The 15,069-nt window shown below is 70.7% G+C and carries 14 protein-coding genes; 11 read left to right on the top strand and 3 right to left on the bottom strand.

The genetic code is table 11. From position 1 onward, the window contains the following. The first annotated feature begins 194 nt into the window (after nucleotides 1-194). The 6 genes from SSQG_RS37210 (at nucleotide 195) to SSQG_RS37190 (ending at nucleotide 8,010) form a co-directional block, all read left to right on the top strand. The gene (locus SSQG_RS37210) at nucleotides 195-1,370 is read left to right on the top strand and encodes a glutathione-independent formaldehyde dehydrogenase (RefSeq protein ID WP_003995168.1); all 1,176 of its coding nucleotides are present in this window, start codon (nucleotides 195-197) and stop codon (nucleotides 1,368-1,370) included. Between the two features lie 334 nt (nucleotides 1,371-1,704). Beyond that, complete coding sequence (locus tag SSQG_RS37205; protein ID WP_003995167.1) at nucleotides 1,705-3,879, top strand: FUSC family protein; 2,175 nt, start codon at nucleotides 1,705-1,707, stop codon at nucleotides 3,877-3,879. Between the two features lie 271 nt (nucleotides 3,880-4,150). Next, a complete protein-coding gene (locus SSQG_RS37200; RefSeq protein ID WP_244299410.1) occupies nucleotides 4,151-5,203 on the top strand; it encodes an acetate/propionate family kinase in 1,053 nt (350 codons plus the stop codon). Between the two features lie 56 nt (nucleotides 5,204-5,259). Continuing rightward, the gene (locus tag SSQG_RS41605; protein ID WP_158681173.1) at nucleotides 5,260-5,559 is read left to right on the top strand and encodes a hypothetical protein; all 300 of its coding nucleotides are present in this window, start codon (nucleotides 5,260-5,262) and stop codon (nucleotides 5,557-5,559) included. 430 nt (nucleotides 5,560-5,989) lie between these two features. Continuing rightward, complete coding sequence (locus SSQG_RS37195; protein WP_003995164.1) at nucleotides 5,990-7,378, top strand: CoA transferase; 1,389 nt, start codon at nucleotides 5,990-5,992, stop codon at nucleotides 7,376-7,378. Nucleotides 7,379-7,554: 176 nt separating this feature from the next. Next, nucleotides 7,555-8,010 carry a hypothetical protein gene (locus SSQG_RS37190; RefSeq protein WP_158681171.1) on the top strand — a complete coding sequence of 152 codons (456 nt, stop codon included), beginning with the start codon at nucleotides 7,555-7,557 and terminating at the stop codon, nucleotides 8,008-8,010. Nucleotides 8,011-8,031: 21 nt separating this feature from the next. Here the strand turns inward: SSQG_RS37190 and SSQG_RS37185 are convergent, their stop codons facing one another. The 3 genes from SSQG_RS37185 to SSQG_RS44180 all read right to left on the bottom strand — a co-directional run bounded on the left by SSQG_RS37185 (nucleotide 8,032) and on the right by SSQG_RS44180 (nucleotide 10,820). Next, a complete protein-coding gene (locus SSQG_RS37185) occupies nucleotides 8,032-9,096 on the bottom strand; it encodes an LLM class flavin-dependent oxidoreductase (protein ID WP_003995162.1) in 1,065 nt (354 codons plus the stop codon). Continuing rightward, nucleotides 9,093-10,499 (bottom strand): MFS transporter, encoded by a 1,407-nt coding sequence (locus SSQG_RS37180; protein WP_003995161.1) that lies wholly within the window; start codon nucleotides 10,497-10,499, stop codon nucleotides 9,093-9,095. The genes SSQG_RS37185 and SSQG_RS37180 overlap by 4 nt, the downstream gene beginning before the upstream one ends. 240 nt (nucleotides 10,500-10,739) lie before the next feature. Beyond that, complete coding sequence (locus SSQG_RS44180; RefSeq protein WP_359890358.1) at nucleotides 10,740-10,820, bottom strand: putative leader peptide; 81 nt, start codon at nucleotides 10,818-10,820, stop codon at nucleotides 10,740-10,742. Nucleotides 10,821-11,297: 477 nt separating this feature from the next. On the opposite strand from SSQG_RS44180, the gene SSQG_RS37175 reads away from it, so the two are divergent. From SSQG_RS37175 to SSQG_RS43585, 5 genes are read left to right on the top strand one after another with little or no spacing between them, the layout of a single operon-like run. Beyond that, complete coding sequence (locus tag SSQG_RS37175; RefSeq protein WP_039935785.1) at nucleotides 11,298-12,074, top strand: ABC transporter permease; 777 nt, start codon at nucleotides 11,298-11,300, stop codon at nucleotides 12,072-12,074. Nucleotides 12,075-12,115: 41 nt separating this feature from the next. Then, the gene (locus SSQG_RS37170; protein ID WP_003995158.1) at nucleotides 12,116-13,168 is read left to right on the top strand and encodes an ABC transporter substrate-binding protein; all 1,053 of its coding nucleotides are present in this window, start codon (nucleotides 12,116-12,118) and stop codon (nucleotides 13,166-13,168) included. Beyond that, the gene (locus SSQG_RS37165; RefSeq protein ID WP_003995157.1) at nucleotides 13,155-13,973 is read left to right on the top strand and encodes an ABC transporter ATP-binding protein; all 819 of its coding nucleotides are present in this window, start codon (nucleotides 13,155-13,157) and stop codon (nucleotides 13,971-13,973) included. The genes SSQG_RS37170 and SSQG_RS37165 overlap by 14 nt, the downstream gene beginning before the upstream one ends. A 27-nt stretch (nucleotides 13,974-14,000) precedes the next feature. After that, nucleotides 14,001-14,531 (top strand): TauD/TfdA dioxygenase family protein, encoded by a 531-nt coding sequence (locus tag SSQG_RS43590; RefSeq protein ID WP_276327114.1) that lies wholly within the window; start codon nucleotides 14,001-14,003, stop codon nucleotides 14,529-14,531. A 22-nt stretch (nucleotides 14,532-14,553) separates the two neighbouring features. Then, the gene (locus SSQG_RS43585; RefSeq protein WP_276327113.1) at nucleotides 14,554-14,883 is read left to right on the top strand and encodes a TauD/TfdA dioxygenase family protein; all 330 of its coding nucleotides are present in this window, start codon (nucleotides 14,554-14,556) and stop codon (nucleotides 14,881-14,883) included. The last annotated feature ends 186 nt before the right edge of the window (nucleotides 14,884-15,069 follow it).

Below are 15,069 nucleotides of genomic sequence, written 5' to 3'. Positions count from 1 at the left end.
CGGGGCGCCGGTGCTCCGCGAGCAAGCCGCCGGTGGCGCCGTTGCACCTGATCCGGGTGAACGCCCCGCAGAGGCATGCCGGAGCCACGGACCACGTCCCACCCCCCTCGTCGAACGCCCGGGAGTAAGGCCTTTCGCGCCGTCTCCATCACCACCGTGGTGCGGTCATGCCGCGACATCAAGGGATTGCCATCATGAAAGCAGCGGTATACGAAGGCCCGCGAACAGTCGCGGTGAAGGACGTACCGGACCCGAAGATCGAGCACCCCTGCGACATCATCGTCAAGATCACCACCACCAACATCTGCGGTTCGGACCTGCACATGTACGAGGGCCGCACCTCGTTCGAGTCCGGCCGCACGCTGGGGCACGAGAACATGGGCCAGGTCGTGGAGGTCGGCTCGGCCGTGCGCAAGGTCCAGGTCGGCGAGTATGTGGTTCTGCCCTTCAACATCGCCTGCGGCTTCTGCAAGCAGTGCGAGCGGGGGATGACCAACTACTGCCTGACCATGCAGCCGGAACCGGCCCTCGCGGGAGCCGCCTACGGATTCGCCGAGATGGGCCCCTACCAGGGCGGCCAGGCGGAACTGCTGCGCGTGCCCTACGGCGACTTCAACGCGCTGCGCCTGGGCGAGGACGCCGTCGAGCGGCAGACCGACTACGTGATGCTCGCCGACATCTTCCCCACCGGCTATCACGCCACGGAGATGGCCAACGTCAAACCGGGCGACCAGACGATCGTCTTCGGGGCCGGTCCCGTCGGGCTGATGGCGGCCTACTCCGCCCTGCTCAAGGGCGCCGGCCGCGTCTGGGTGGCCGACCACCAGCCCGACCGGCTGCGCAAGGCGGAGGAGATCGGGGCCATCCCGATCAACATCGCCGAGCAGGATCCGGCGGAGGTCGTCAAGGAAGCCACCCTCGGTCTGGGCGCCGACAACGGCTGTGAATGCGTCGGCTACCAGGCACACGACCACCAGGGACGCGAGGACGCCCGCCTCACGCTCGACGGACTCATCGACTCGGTCAGGTTCACGGGCCACATCGGCGTGGTGGGCGTGTTCCTGCCCGAGGATCCCGGCGGCGCAGAGGCACAGGGGGAGCTGGAGGCGCAGGGAAGGGTTCCGATCGACTTCGGCATGATGTGGTTCAAGGGCCAGCACATGGGCACGGGGCAGGCGCCGGTGAAGAGGTACAACCGGGCGCTGCGGGATCTGATCGCCGCCGGGAAGGCGAAGCCGAGCTTCGTCGTCTCGCACGAACTCAGCCTGGACGATGCCCCCACCGCCTATGAGCACTTCGATGCCCGCGACGAGGGCTGGACCAAGGTGGTCCTGCATCCCGACGGACACGGGAACGGCAGGAAGCGATAGGAACCCAGGGGCCACCGCCCGTCTGTCTCCCCGGACCAGCCCGGGTGACGGGTGGCAGTCACCCTGATTCCGACTGGGGCTGAACCAGCGGCGATCACCGGAGTTCGGCCCGGTAGGACGGACCGCGGCCCCCCGCATGCCGGCCAGCCCGGAGGAGAAGACCCGCCGGACACGCGGTGCGAGGCAAATCCTGGGACTGGTGAGGCCGCATGCTGATGTGTCGCATATTCACCGATGCTCAGTCCTTGGGCCCTGCGGGAGGCTTCCTCGCCCGGCGGCCGCACCTCGACCAGCCCGTCGCGACCCGGCAGGGCGTTTTGACCGGGCTCTCACCGTGAAGTGGCTGCGGACCTTCGGGGAGGTCGTGCGATCCGGGCTCACGATCGAGGAGGCGCGGCTGGAGCCCCTGCTCGCGCTGCGTACGGCTGCCGGGGTGGCGATCGTCATCGGGACGGCGCTGTGGTTGGTCTCCCCCGCGTTCGCCGCGTCCGCCGCCCTCGGTGCCTACTCCGCGGGTGCTGCCACCTTCCAGCGCACCTGGCGTCCGCGCAAGGTGATCGCGCTCGGCGCGGGCGCGGGTCTGGCGCTCAGCACCTTCGTGGGCTACCTGGCGGCGGGGCGACTCGTGACGTTCCTCCCCCTGCTGGCCGTATGGGCCTTTGCCGCGGGGATGGCGTGGTCCCTCGGATCGACCGCCGGGATCGTCGCAGCGACGACGGTCGGCAGCATGCTGGTGACCGTCACCCTGCCCACGAGCGTCGGGCGGGCCCTGGAACACGCCGGTGTCATCGCGCTCGGAGGCGTGGCGCAGGCCGTACTGATCTTGCTGTTCCCGGTCCGCCGATGGGGGGCGCATCGTGACGCGCTCGCGGACGCGCTGGCCGCCGTGGCGGACTACGCCCGCCGGCTGCGGCACGACCCGGTCGCCCCGTTCGATCCGGAGCCGTTGATGACGGCCCGGGACGCGGCCGCCGTGACGCCATCACAGGCCCGCACCCGTCCCCCCGTCCTCCACGGCCCCCGGGGCCTCGCCGAGCGCATTCTGCCGGTCGTCGCCGCGCTCGCAGACCCGGACGTCGGCGCCCCGGCGGAGGGCCCCGGGCGGGACCGAGCACGGGAGTTGCTCGGCGCGGCCGCCGACATCCTGGACGCGGCCGCCCGTTCGATCCGCCGCGGCACTCCGGCCGAGATACCGCCCCGGAGCGCGGACGTCCTGCGCGTCGACGAGGAGCGCGAGGTGCTGGAGGGGCCCGCCCGGCAAGCCGCCGAACGGCTCGTGGAACTGCTCGCCGAGGCGTTGGAAATCGCCGCGAGCGGCGGCGCGCGCGACAGGGCGCCTACGCCGCTCGGCCCCGCGAGCGCCCAGTTCTTGGTGCGCCCGACCATGTTCAGGCTGCTCCCGGTCGTCCGCCGGGCGGTCCGCCGTGAACTCCGCCGGGACTCGCCCGTGTTCCGGCACGCCGTCCGCTTGGCGGCGGTGGCCACGCTCGGTTATCTGATCGCTTCCCGGCTACCTGTGGAACACGGCTACTGGGCACCCATCGCCTCGGTGATGGTGATGCGGCCGGACTTCCACCGGACGTACGCGCGTGCGGTGGGCCGTCTCGCCGGGACCCTGGCGGGGGTCGCGCTCGCCACCGGGATGGTGCGGGCCCTGGGCCCGGACGCCCATGTGTTCGGCGCGCTGGCGGTGGTCTCGGCGGCCCTGGCGTACACGCTGCTCCGTACCGGCTACGCCTACTCCCAGTGCTTCACCGCCGCGTACGTCGTCTTCCTGCTGGGCGTGGGCGGCCAGGCATGGGAGCAGACGGTCCCGGAGCGGGTGGTGCTCACCCTGCTGGGCGGGGCCGTGGCCATGCTGGCGTATGTGGTGTTCCCCGCATGGGAGACCCCCCGGCTGCCGGGCCGGCTGGCGGACTGGCTCGCCGCCGACGGTCGCTACGCGGCCGCAGTGCTCCGCAGCTACGCCGAACCGACCCGGGAGCATCGCGCCGACATGCGCAGGGCCCTGCTGGCGAGCAGGGAGGCACGGGCCGCCTGGCAGGAGGCCTACGAACAGGCAAGGCGGGAACCGGTCCGTCCCAGAGGTCTGACCACGCGCGAGGCGGAGGAGGCGCAGGAGGCGCTCAAGGGACTCGACCGGGCGGCGATGCTCATGGAGAGCTACGTCCCGCGGGCCGACAGCGGTTTCGCCCCCGAGGCGGAGCGGTTCGCCGAGGCCCTGGAGGCGGACACCGCGCAGGCGGCAAACGACGTGCGCGAGCACAGGAATCCGGACTGGGGACGCGTGGAGGAGGCGCTCCACGCGGGGGTAGGCGCCACCGGGGACCGGAGCCCGGTGCTGCGGCGCGGTGTGGAACTGCAGAAGAGGGCCTTGGACGACCTCGCGACAGCCGTGAGCCGCACACCCCTGGAACGGGACGTGGGCTCTGCTCGCGAGGACCAACGGGTGCGGGCGGCTGTGGCTGCGGAAGGTGACGGATCAGCGCCCACTCACGGGGGTGGGTGATGGCTCCGACGACGGGGAGCGCGGCGTCTCCTGGGGCGGGACGTCGTCTCCCGGCGGCATCGGGCGCCGCCACACGTACACCGCTGTCGCCATCACGAGGATCAGCCCCGCCAGGACGGGCAGGTCGATCCCGTCGACGTTTCCACAGGTGCACTGGAGGTGTGTGATGAGTGCTGACCGCTCCCAGGAGAGCCGTGATGGGCACGTACTGGTCCTGGCTGCCGGCTCTTCGAGCCTTCACATCGCTCTGTTCGCGGCGGACGGTGAACGGGTGGCGGTTCGAGACGCCTCGGAGCCTCCGGGGCCTGCCGCGGCGGCGGAACTGCGGAACTTCCTCAGCGAGGTGCCCGCTCCTGCGGCGGTTGGTCACCGCATCGTCCACAGCGGTCCGCACCTGACGGAACATACGCTGATCGACGCACGCGTACGGGCTCTGCTGTCGGACGTCGCCGATCTCGCGCCGTTGCACGTGACTCCTGCCCTGCGTGTGGTCGATGCCGCACGAGAACTCCTGCCCGACGCTCCTCATGTCGCCTGCTTCGACACTGTCTTTCACAAGGATCTGCCGGCACAGGCGCGCACGTACGCCGTGCCGGAGCGATGGCGAGCCGAATACGGGCTGCGCCGTTACGGCTTCCACGGGCTTTCCTACTCGTGGGCACTGCAGAGGACGGCGCAGGCCCTGGGCCGGCCCGTCGACAACCTCCAGGTCGTGCTCGTGCACTTGGGCGGCGGCTGCTCGGCCTGCGCCGTCCGCAACGGTCGCAGCGTGGACACCACCATGGGCCTCACTCCGCTGGAAGGGCTGGTGATGAGCCGGCGCAGTGGCAGCCTCGACCCCGGCGCGCTGCTGTGGCTGCAGCGGCGGCACGGTCTGAGCACGGACGAATTGGATGACACACTCCACCGGCATTCCGGTCTGCTCGGCCTCTCCGGTACCTCGGGAGACACCCGGGACCTGGTGCGCGCCCGCGCGGAGGGCGATGCCGCGGCCGCGTTGGCGCTGGCGACGTTCACACTCAGCTGCCGCAGGGGCATCGCCTCGATGGCCGCCTCGCTGGACCGGCTGGACGCCCTGGTCTTCACCGGGGAGATCGGCGAGGACCAACCCGAGGTACGCGAGGAGATCTGCTCGGCCCTGACTGTTCTCGGTGTACGAGGCGGGCTGCTCGTCCCTGAGCTGGAAGACTTGATGCGGGAAGGCCACCGACGCATCGATCAGGCGGTGAGAGGGGTCCCGGTCCTCGTGGTCGCCACCGGCGAGACGCAGCAGATCGCCGCCGAGACCCGACGGGTGCTCGGCATTGCTGACGGGACGCGGTAGCTGTCACCAGTTGCTTGTTGTCACGTCCGGTGCGTGGCCCGTCGGGTTGTCACCAGATGACGGACGTCGCCTTCGACCACCTGGAGAGGCCCGGAGCCGGGGCTGAAGCGTGCTCGTGGTCCCGTCGGCGTCGGTTGCCGTTGAGGGAGGTTGAGGTGGTACCCCCCATGGACGCGACCTTCCTCGGACGCGGCGAGGCCGGTTTCGTGGAGGCCTCAGCCACCGCCGGCCCGACGCCGACACCGCGGTTCTTCGTCGGCGAGACGTCTCACGGAACGACATGGACGACGCCGACCGGCAGGTCCGTGACTGACTCGCCGGTATCAGCTGAGAAGGCCCGGTCCGGGAGGCGGTGACCGTCCAAGGCAACTATCGGCCGCCCCTTGGGGGGTTGAGGTTATACCCCCCATAAACACGACCTTCCCGCCTGGTTCGGCTACTCCGACGACGACGCCTTCGCTGCATCGACCCAAGCCCGACCTCCCGGCATGATCACCGCGGGGTGACGTGCACACCCTGCCGCGCCACCTTGCCAAAGCCGGGGTGACCGGCGCAGGCCGAGCCACCTACGGCTCTCAGCCCTGCAGGGCGAACGTCACCGTGTCCTTCAGACCTCGTTCGACGGAGTCGGCGGGGACCGAGCGTCTCCAGGCCACGTGGGTGGACCTGGTGCGACTGGTGACCCGACCGGACGGTCCCACGGTCGGCGTCGCGCACCTGTGAACCGAGGCGGTCGGGGCACAGTGACACTCTTGGCTATGTGGCACTCAGTGCCATAATGGGAGTATGGGTTCGCCGATCTCCGCAGGTACGGTCCAAGCTTGGGCGGCACTGGGTGCCGATTCTTCACTGCTCGACCGGGTGTCGTACGGCGGCCCGTCCGGAGGGCTTCCAGCGCGGCTGCCCGTCCTGGAGCTGGCGCGGGCCACCGTCGCCGTGTGCTCGCTCGCGGCCTCCGAGCTCGTTTCCGTACGCACGGGGCGGCCCGCGCCCCGGGTCCGCGTCGACGACGAGGCGGTCGCGACGGCGTTCCTCAGCGACCGGCTGGTGCGGGTCGACGGGCAAGCGTGGTCGACCTTCGCCCCGCTGTCCCGGTTCTGGCGGGCGTCCGACGGGTGGGTCCGTACGCACGCCAATTACCCGCACCATCGGGCCCGATTGCTCGCCGCTCTCGGGGTACCGGGGGACTGCGGCGATGCGGTGGTGGACGCGGTGGCCGGGGCGATCGCGGAGCGTACCGCGCTGGAGGTGGAGGAAACCGTGTACGCGGCGGGCGGTCTGGCCGTCGCGGCGCGCGGCCCCGAGGAGTGGGCCAGGAGTGAGCAGGGGGCCCTGGCCGCGGGACAGCCACTGCTGACGACGGCGCGCGTCGATGACGCCCCGGTCCGGGTGCTCGGTGACGCCGCGCTGCCGTGTGCGGGGCTGCGCGTCCTGGATCTGACCCGCGTGCTCGCCGGGCCGGTCGCCACCCGAACTCTGGCGTTGCTCGGCGCTGACGTACTACGGATCGATGCCCCACACCTGCCGGAGAGTCAGGAAGCCCACAACGACACGGGGATGGGGAAACGGTCGACCACCCTGGACCTGGGAGACGCCACCGGCCGCCGGGTCTTCGAGGAGCTGCTCGACGACGCGGACGTGGTGGTCACCGGTTACCGGCCGGGCGCGCTGGAGCGGTTCGGGCTGACGCCCGAGGCACTGGCCGGGCGACGTCCAGGTCTCGTGATCGCCCAGCTGTCCGCGTGGGGCCGCTACGGGCCATGGCACGAACGGCGCGGCTTCGACAGCCTGGTCCAAGTGGCCACCGGCATCGCCGAGCTGGAGGGTTCGCCGGACTCGCCCGGTGCACTGCCCGCCCAGGCACTGGACCACGGCACCGGTTATCTGCTGGCGGCCGGGGTGCTGCGCGCGCTCACCGAGCAGCACCGCACGGGCGGCACCCGGCTGGTCCGTCTGGCCCTGGCACAGACCGCGCACTGGCTGGTCCACGGCCTGGCCCCTGCTCCGGGCGATGACGACGGCTTCCACGCCGAGCGCAGGATGAGCGAGACCGACAGCCCCATGGGCCTGCTGCGGTACGCGCTGCCGCCGGTGTCGTACGAGGGAGGCCCGGCGGACTGGGCACGCCCACCGGGCCTGTGGGGCACGGACGCCCCGGTCTGGAGCGGCAGTTGACAAGGCTGTGCGCCCGAAAGAGCGCAGCCCCCGGCGGAAGGCGTGAGTTCCGGACCCGCCGACCGCCGGTGCAACCTCCGCCCTGCCCCGGACGTCATACGGTCATGCCCTCGTCGTCGAAAAACGTCACACCTGACGCGCCTGCCCGTGTGCCGCTCCCCTCCCCCGGCGTTGCCTTGGCCTGGCTCCTGTTCATCGCGTACCTCGCCACCGTCACCACGGTCGCCGTGCTGGGCGAGCCCATGCGGTGGATGGCGCCCGCTCTCGGTGTCCTGCCCCTCACAGTGGGCGTCCTATTGGTTGTGGGCATGATCCGCGAAGTGTGGAAGTGGGTGAGTCTGCGCCGTCACGGCGTCACCGTCACCGCTGTCTGGTCCGGCTACGAGTCGAAGAAGCGGCGGTTCGTGTTCGCCGACGCGGAAGGAACCCCGCACGAGTTCCTCAGCCGTCACCACTTGGCGGCGGAGATCCAGGTCACGTATGACCCCCGTGATCCCCGGCGCACGTACTCACCGATGCCTCTGTTGCCCCGCGTGATCGAGACCGTGGGCGGCCTGATCGTCACCGGGGTCTTCCTCGCTCTGGGGATCGCCCTGGTACCCGTCCAGTTGTTCCTCGTCCTGTTCGGCTGACGCGACTCAACTCCCTCGCCATCAACGCAGTCTGGGCAGGAGTTGGTCGCCGATGCGGATGGTCTCCTGTTTGTAGGGGGTGTCGGAGAGCACGAAATGGGTGATGCCGAGCTTGCGGTAGCTCTCCAGAGCCGTGGCGACGTCGGCGGGCGAGCCGACCAGCCAGGTGGTCCCCGCTCCCCCACCGCCGAACCTGCCGGGCGTCGTGTAGAGGCACGTGTCGAGCACCTCCCCGCGCGCGGTGAGGTCGAGGAGCCGCTGTTGTCCGACGGCGGTCCTGCGGTTGCCCGTCCACGTCAGCTCGCGCGCCCCGGCCTCCGCCATCGTCGCGGTCTTCTCCTCGGCCGCCCGCCAGGCCTCCTCGGTGGTGTCGCGTACGAGCGTGGTGATCCGCAGCCCGAACTCCAGGGGCTTGTGCCTGCGGTCCACCTGCTCGCTCAACGCCTTCAGCCGGTCGATGCGTTCGGCGACCCCGTCGAGGGGCTCGCCCCAGAAGAGCTGTACGTCCGCCTCCGCCGCAGACACCCGTTCGGCGGCTTCCGAGGCACCACCGAAGTACAGCGTCGGGTGTTCCCTCCCTTCAGTCGCGTACGGTCGTGGTGTCACCGTGGACCGCTCGACCTGGAAGTGCTCGCCGGTGAACGTCACGTCCTCCTCGGTCCACAGTCGTCGTACGAGATGCAGGAACTCCCGGGTGCGCGCGTACCGTTGCGCGGGATCGGTGCGGGTGTCGCCGTAGGCGGCCGGGTTGTCGAGGCCGCTGACGATGTTGATCAGGACCCGGCCACGGCTGAGTTGGTCGAGTGTCGCGGCGGCGGTGGCGAAGTGCGCGGGCTGCCAGTAGCCGGGCCGGATGGCTATCAGGGGTTTGAAGGTGGTGGTCCGGGCGGCCAGCGCGGTGGCGACGGTGAAGGTGTCCGGCCGGCCCCAGCCCGTTCCGATCAGCGCGCCGCCCCAGCCGTGTCGCTCCGCCGTGCGGGCGAGGTCGGTGGAGAAGTCGAGGGAGCCCCAGCCGGTCGTCGTGTCGTCGCCGCGGTGGCCCGGTTCGACGGTGTTGGGGATGTACCAGAGGAATTCGGGTCTCATGTGTGTCCGATCGTGTCGTGGGCCGCGTTCACGCCGGCCTCCGTCAGGTGGGTCCGCCCCGTCGGCACGTGCAGATCCCCGTCCCGCAGCCGGGCGGTCGCCCACGCACTGACCAGTCCGGTCAGCGCCAGGTAGCCACAGGCCCACCAGGGGCTGCCCGAACCGAGAGCCAGCAGAGCGGTCATGATCAGCGGGGTGATGCCGGACGCGAAGATGCCGGACACCTGGTAGACGAACGACATGCCCGTGTACCGGACCGGGGTGGCGAAGAGGGCGGCGAACAGGGTGCCCTGGGCGCCGTAGAACCAGGCGTGCACCACCCCCAGCGTCACGACCAGTGCGGCCGTGAAGGCCCAGGTCCCGCCGGTGCCGAAGAGCCAGAACGCCGGAAAGACCGAGACGGAGAACGCGGCCATGCCGATGATGTACACCCGGCGGGCACCGCGGCGGTCGACCACCGCCCCGGACACCGGTATCAGCACGCCCATCACCAGTGCCGCCGCGGTGACCGCGAGCAGCACCGGCGTACGGTCCAGCTCCAGCGTTCCGGTCGCGTAGGTGATGGCGAAGACGGCCCAGGTGTTGAAGGCCGCCCCCTCACCCCACCGGGCGAGCATCCCCAGCAGGACGTGCCGGCGTGCTTGCGGCGCACGTACCAGCTCGACCAGCGGCGCGGAGCGCGGCAGTTCCTGGAGGCGGCGTACGGCGCGGAAGGCCGGTGTCTCGTCGATCTTCAGCCGTACGGTCAGTCCGACCACCACGAGCACCAGGCTGACCAGGAAGGCGATCCGCCACCCGTAGGCGAGGAACGCCTCGTCGCTGAGCGCCTCACTGAGCAGCGCGAACACGCCTGTTCCCAGGGCCAGTCCGAGGGCCAGCCCCACCTGCGGGTAGCTGCCGAAGCGGCCCTTGCGGCCGGCGGGCCCGTACTCCACGGCCAGCAGCACGGCCCCGGCCCACTCCCCGCCCAGTGCCACGCCCTGCGCGACACGCAGGACCAGCAGCAGCGCGGGGGCGAGGACGCCGACCTGCTGATAGGTGGGCAACAGCCCGATCAGGGCGGTGGAGACGCCCATCAGCCCCATGGTGAAGGCCAGGGTGTGCTTGCGGCCGATCCGGTCTCCGATGTGCCCGAAGAGCAGACCGCCCACGGGGCGGGCGACGAAGCCCACGGCGAACGTCGCGAAGGACAGCATCGTGCCGATCGTGCCGTTGGACGTGGGGAAGAACAGCTTGTCGAAGACGAGCCCGGCGGCCGTGCTGTAGAGGAAGAAGTCGTACCACTCCACGGTGGTGCCGAGCAGGCTGGCGAGCACGACGGTCCTCAGCCGGTGCGGAGCAGGGTGATCCTGTTCCGGCGTGTGGGCCGGGGACGTCTGCGACGGTACGGGTGCGGTGCTCATCGCGAACCACCGCCAAGGGCATGGGTGGACATGTGACTCCGAGTGGGGTGCGGAGGACGGCGTGCGGGCATGCCGACGCGGTGAGGTACGTCGATGGACGCGTCGGGGCACGCGAGGGCGCGTGAAAGGGGGTCGGCGCAGCCTTGACCGGTGCGCGTGCTGCCGTGGGGGGATGCGGACGCGCGAAGGCTGACGACCCTGCGGCCTTACGCCGTCAGGGGGCTCATGGGCTGGTGGTCGTCAGCCGCGACAGGTGGCGCTGGACTGGCGGCACAGATCGACGTGCAGTCGTCCCACGAGGATGTCGGCGGCAGCGGTCATGCCAGGCATTGTGCGTGAGCCACCCCGTCGAGCTCAAGTGCGACTCCGCTCACGACGTGTGCGCAGAGACGTGTTCCAGAAAGTGGACGCCGGTTGGTGGCGAGCCGCGGCTGCTGTAGAAATATGCCTCATGAATTCCGAGTCCCTGGTGCGACGCCTGGTCATCGACCTGTGCCGGCGTCCGGGCTCGTGTTGTTGCTGACCCGTCTTCTCTGACGCGCCCTGCCTGCGGTGACACCACCCGCATCGGGGCGGTTCCCGCGCGCTGTCACAGCTCGCGGAGAGCGCGCTCTCTCCCCTCGTTCGGCATGACTCTCGCTCGGGGCCGGCCGCCCGTCCCCCGGGCGGCGGCTGCTCATGTCCCGGCGCGCCCCCTGGAGGACGCCCGTGTCCACAACTCCCACTCTTCACAAGCCTGTTGATCCGGCCGACGTACCGCCGGAGCCTCGTGCACCGACGCGGGGCGTGTGGGCGCGCCTGCGCCCTGCCGTGCTGCCGTTCGGCTCTCTCCTGCTCTTCCTCGTCCTGTGGCAGCTGCTGGCGGCGAGCGGGACGTGGAGCGAGACACTGGTTCCGCCGCCGGCCAAGGTGTGGGCGGCGTTCATCGACGTCTCCACCACGCACGGCGGGGTACGGGGCTACAACGGCACCATGCTCGTCGAGCACCTGGGCATCAGCCTGCGGCGCATCGCGATCGGGGCCGGTCTCGGCATCGCCGCCGGGGTGATCTTCGGACTGCTCATGGGCACCGTCGGCTGGGTGCGCTCGCTCTTCGAGCCCTGGATCACGTTCCTGCGGACCCTGCCGCCGCTGGCGTACTTCTCGCTGCTCATCATCTGGCTGGGCATCAACGAGGAGCCGAAGGTCACGCTGCTGGCCGTGGCCGCCTTCCCGCCCGTGGCGGTGTCCACCACCACGGCCGTCGCGGCCGTACCGAAGAGTCTGATCGAGGCCGCCCGGGCGCTCGGCGCGTCCCGCTGGGACGTCGTCAGGGACGTCCTCGTCCCGTCCGCGCTGCCGGAGACGCTCACCGGAGTCCGGCTCGCCGTGGGGGTGGCCTACTCGTCCCTGGTCGCCGCCGAGTTGGTCAACGGACTGCCCGGGATCGGCGGCATGGTCAAGGACGCCGCCAACTACAACAACACCCCTGTCGTGCTCGTCGGCATCATCGCCATCGGTGTCTCCGGCCTGATCATCGACGGCCTGCTGCTGCGGCTCGAACGCGCGGTGGTGCCGTGGCGCGGTCGCGTCTAGTCCCCTTCCTTTCCTTCCCTCCGCACAGAAACGGCTCCGCCATGTCCCCTGCCTCCCGAGGCCCGTCCCGCCGTCTCCTCCTCGGCGGCGCCCTGGCCGCCGCGTCCGCGGCCGTCACCGGCTGCTCCTCCGGCAGTGGGGCGTCGACGTCCGGCGGCTCCAAGCGGCTGCGCATCGGCTACTTCGCCTTCCCCAGCGGCGACCTGCTCGTGAAGAACAGAAAGCTGCTGGAGAAGGCGCTGCCGGACTACGAGATCAACTGGATCAAGTTCGACTCCGGGGCCAGCGTCAACCAGGCGTTCATCGGCAAGTCCCTCGACATCGCCGCGCTGGGTTCCAGCCCGTTCGCCCGTGGGGTGTCCGGCAGTTCACCCATCCCGTACAAGGTGGCGTGGATCCTCGACGTCGCGGGCGACAACGAGGCCCTGGTGGCGCGCAAGGCCACCGGCATCTCCGACGTCGCAGGGCTCAAGGGCAAGAAGATAGCCACTCCCTTCGCCTCCACCTCGCACTACAGCCTGCTCTCGGCGCTCAAGGGGGCCGGTCTGAAGCAGTCGGACGTCGAGCTCATCGACCTTCAGCCGCAGCCTCTCCTCGCCGCCTGGCAGCGGGGCGACATCGACGCCGCCTACGTCTGGCTGCCGACCCTGGACGAGCTGCGCAAGACCGGAACCCAGCTCACCAGCAGCAAGGAGATCGGCGCGGCGGGCAAGCCGACCCTCGACCTGGCCGTCGTGTCGGACGACCTGATCGCCAGGGACCCCAAGGCGATCGATGCCTGGCGCAAGGCGGAGGCCGAGGCGCTGCGCCTGATCAAGTCCGACCCGGACGGCACGGTCAAGGCGGTCGCGGCCGAGCTCGGCATCAGCGCGGCAGATGCCAAGGCGCAACTCTCGCAGGGGGTGTTCCTCACCCCGGAGCAGGTGGTCTCCGCCGACTGGCTGGGCACCGACGGCAGCCCGGGCAAGCTGCTCACGTACGTCACCGACACGGGTCGGTTCCTGGCCGACCAGAAGCAGATCGGCGCCGCGCCGTCCAAGGACGTCGTCCGCGAAGCGTTCTATCTCAAGGGGCTGCCCGATGTCCTCAAGTGAGACCACCGAGAGCACGGCAGGGGCGGACACCGCAGGTGCCGGGTCCGTCCGCCTCGACCACGTCACCCACCGGTACGGCCGGGGAAGCGAGACCTTCACCGCTGTAGGGCCGGTCGACCTGACCGTCCCGGCCGGGGAGTTCCTGGTCCTGGTGGGCGCCTCCGGCTGCGGCAAGAGCACACTGCTGCGACTCATCGCCGGCTTCGAGCGGCCCACCCAGGGATCGGTGCGGGTCTCGGGCGCCGAGCCGCGGCCCGGTGAGGCGGCCGGTGTGGTGTTCCAGACGCCGCGGCTGTTCCCGTGGCGGACCGTGCGGGGCAACGTCGATCTGGCGCTGCGGTACGCCGGTGTCGAGCGCGCCCGATGGCCGCAGCGGCGCGCGGAGTTGCTGGCCCGGGTCGGTCTCGAGGGCACCGGGAAGCGGCGCACCTGGGAGATCTCCGGCGGTCAGCAGCAACGCGTCGCCATCGCCCGGGCACTCGCCGCCGAGAACCCGCTCCTCCTGCTCGACGAGCCGTTCGCGGCGCTGGACGCGCTGACCCGGGAACGGCTCCAGGAGGACGTCCGCCGCGTGACCGACCGGACCGGGCGGACCGCGGTGTTCGTGACGCACTCGGCGGACGAGGCGGTGTTCCTCGGCTCGCGCATCGTGGTGCTGACCAAGAGCCCCGGGACCGTGGCTCTGGACCTGCCGATCACCCTGCCGCGCGGCGACGTCGACGCCGAGGAGCTGCGCGAGTCGACCGAGTTCGCCGAGCTGCGCGCGCAGGTCGCCCACGCCGTCAAAGCCGCCGCGGCGGCCTGATCCCCGTACCCAGGAAAGGACACACAGGTGAGCATTCTCAGCGAACGGCCCGCCGTGACCCGGCTGCCCGTCACCGAACTCGGCCCCCGCTTCGGCGCCGAGATCAACGGCATCGACCTCGGACGCCTCGACGACGGCCAGGTCCTGGCGGTGCGGGAAGCGCTCGTGGCGTACAAGGTGCTCTTCGTGCGTGGCCAGCACACCCTCGACGACGCCGCGCAGATCGAGTTCGGCAGACGCCTGGGCGAGGTCACCGTCGGGCACCCGGTCCACGATTCCGGAGACGTCGCCCAAGAGGTGTACGCGCTGGACAGCCAGGACAACGGATTCGCCGACGTGTGGCACACGGACGTGACGTTCGTACGGCGGCCGCCGGCGATCTCCGTCCTGCGGGCCGTGGTGCTGCCGCCCAGTGGCGGCGACACCAACTGGGCGGACAGCCAGCTCGCCTACGAGTCGCTGTCGCCGGGCCTGCGGGCCTACGTCGACACGCTGACCGCCGTCCCACGACGGCAGCCGCGAGTTCGGTTACTACCTCGCCCAGCACCGTCAGGGTGAGGGCAACCTGTGGGACGGCGAGGTGTTCACCGAACTGAAGCCGGTGGAGCACCCCGTGGTGCGGGTGCATCCGGAGAGCGGCCGCAAGGGCCTGTTCGTGAACCCCGGTTTCACCTCGCACATCGTGGGCGTCTCGGAACACGAGAGCCGGGGCATCCTCGACATCCTGTACGCCCATCTCACCAAGCCCGAGCACGTCGTACGGCATCGCTGGCAGCCGGGTGACGTCGCGCTGTGGGACAACCGCGGCACGGCCCACTACGCCAACCGCGACTACGGCGGCCAGCATCGCGTCATGCATCGCATCACGCTGCGCGGAGACACTCCGGTCGGTCCCACAGCCCCTTCCTGACCGAGCCGGGCGCCTCGCGGTCCCGTCACCCGGCAGGACTGCCCCCGGTTCTGCCCCTGCGGACCTCCCCGCCGCCGGCACCCGTCGGGTAAGAGGGAAGGGCCCGAGTCGAACGAAGGGGAACCGCGTATGCGTACCCACGCAGAAGACCGCTCGAACGCTGACCGCGTCGGCGGACGCCCCACG

It is taken from the genome of Streptomyces viridochromogenes DSM 40736 (assembly GCF_000158955.1).
Taxonomy (GTDB): Bacteria; Actinomycetota; Actinomycetes; order Streptomycetales; family Streptomycetaceae; genus Streptomyces; species Streptomyces venetus.
Note: the sequence above shows the minus strand (reverse complement) of the source record. Positions and strands in the feature narration are given on the sequence as shown.

Bases quoted from the DNA above. Each gene is read 5' to 3' on its own strand.
- SSQG_RS37210 (WP_003995168.1), top strand. From the start codon at position 195: ATGAAAGCAGCGGTATACGAAGGCCCGCGAACAGTCGCGGTGAAGGAC.
- SSQG_RS41605 (WP_158681173.1), top strand. From the start codon at position 5,260: ATGACGGACGTCGCCTTCGACCACCTGGAGAGGCCCGGAGCCGGGGCT.
- SSQG_RS37195 (WP_003995164.1), top strand. From the start codon at position 5,990: ATGGGTTCGCCGATCTCCGCAGGTACGGTCCAAGCTTGGGCGGCACTG.
- SSQG_RS37185 (WP_003995162.1), bottom strand. From the start codon at position 9,096: ATGAGACCCGAATTCCTCTGGTACATCCCCAACACCGTCGAACCGGGC.
- SSQG_RS37180 (WP_003995161.1), bottom strand. From the start codon at position 10,499: ATGAGCACCGCACCCGTACCGTCGCAGACGTCCCCGGCCCACACGCCG.
- SSQG_RS44180 (WP_359890358.1), bottom strand. From the start codon at position 10,820: ATGACCGCTGCCGCCGACATCCTCGTGGGACGACTGCACGTCGATCTG.
- SSQG_RS37170 (WP_003995158.1), top strand. From the start codon at position 12,116: ATGTCCCCTGCCTCCCGAGGCCCGTCCCGCCGTCTCCTCCTCGGCGGC.
- SSQG_RS37165 (WP_003995157.1), top strand. From the start codon at position 13,155: ATGTCCTCAAGTGAGACCACCGAGAGCACGGCAGGGGCGGACACCGCA.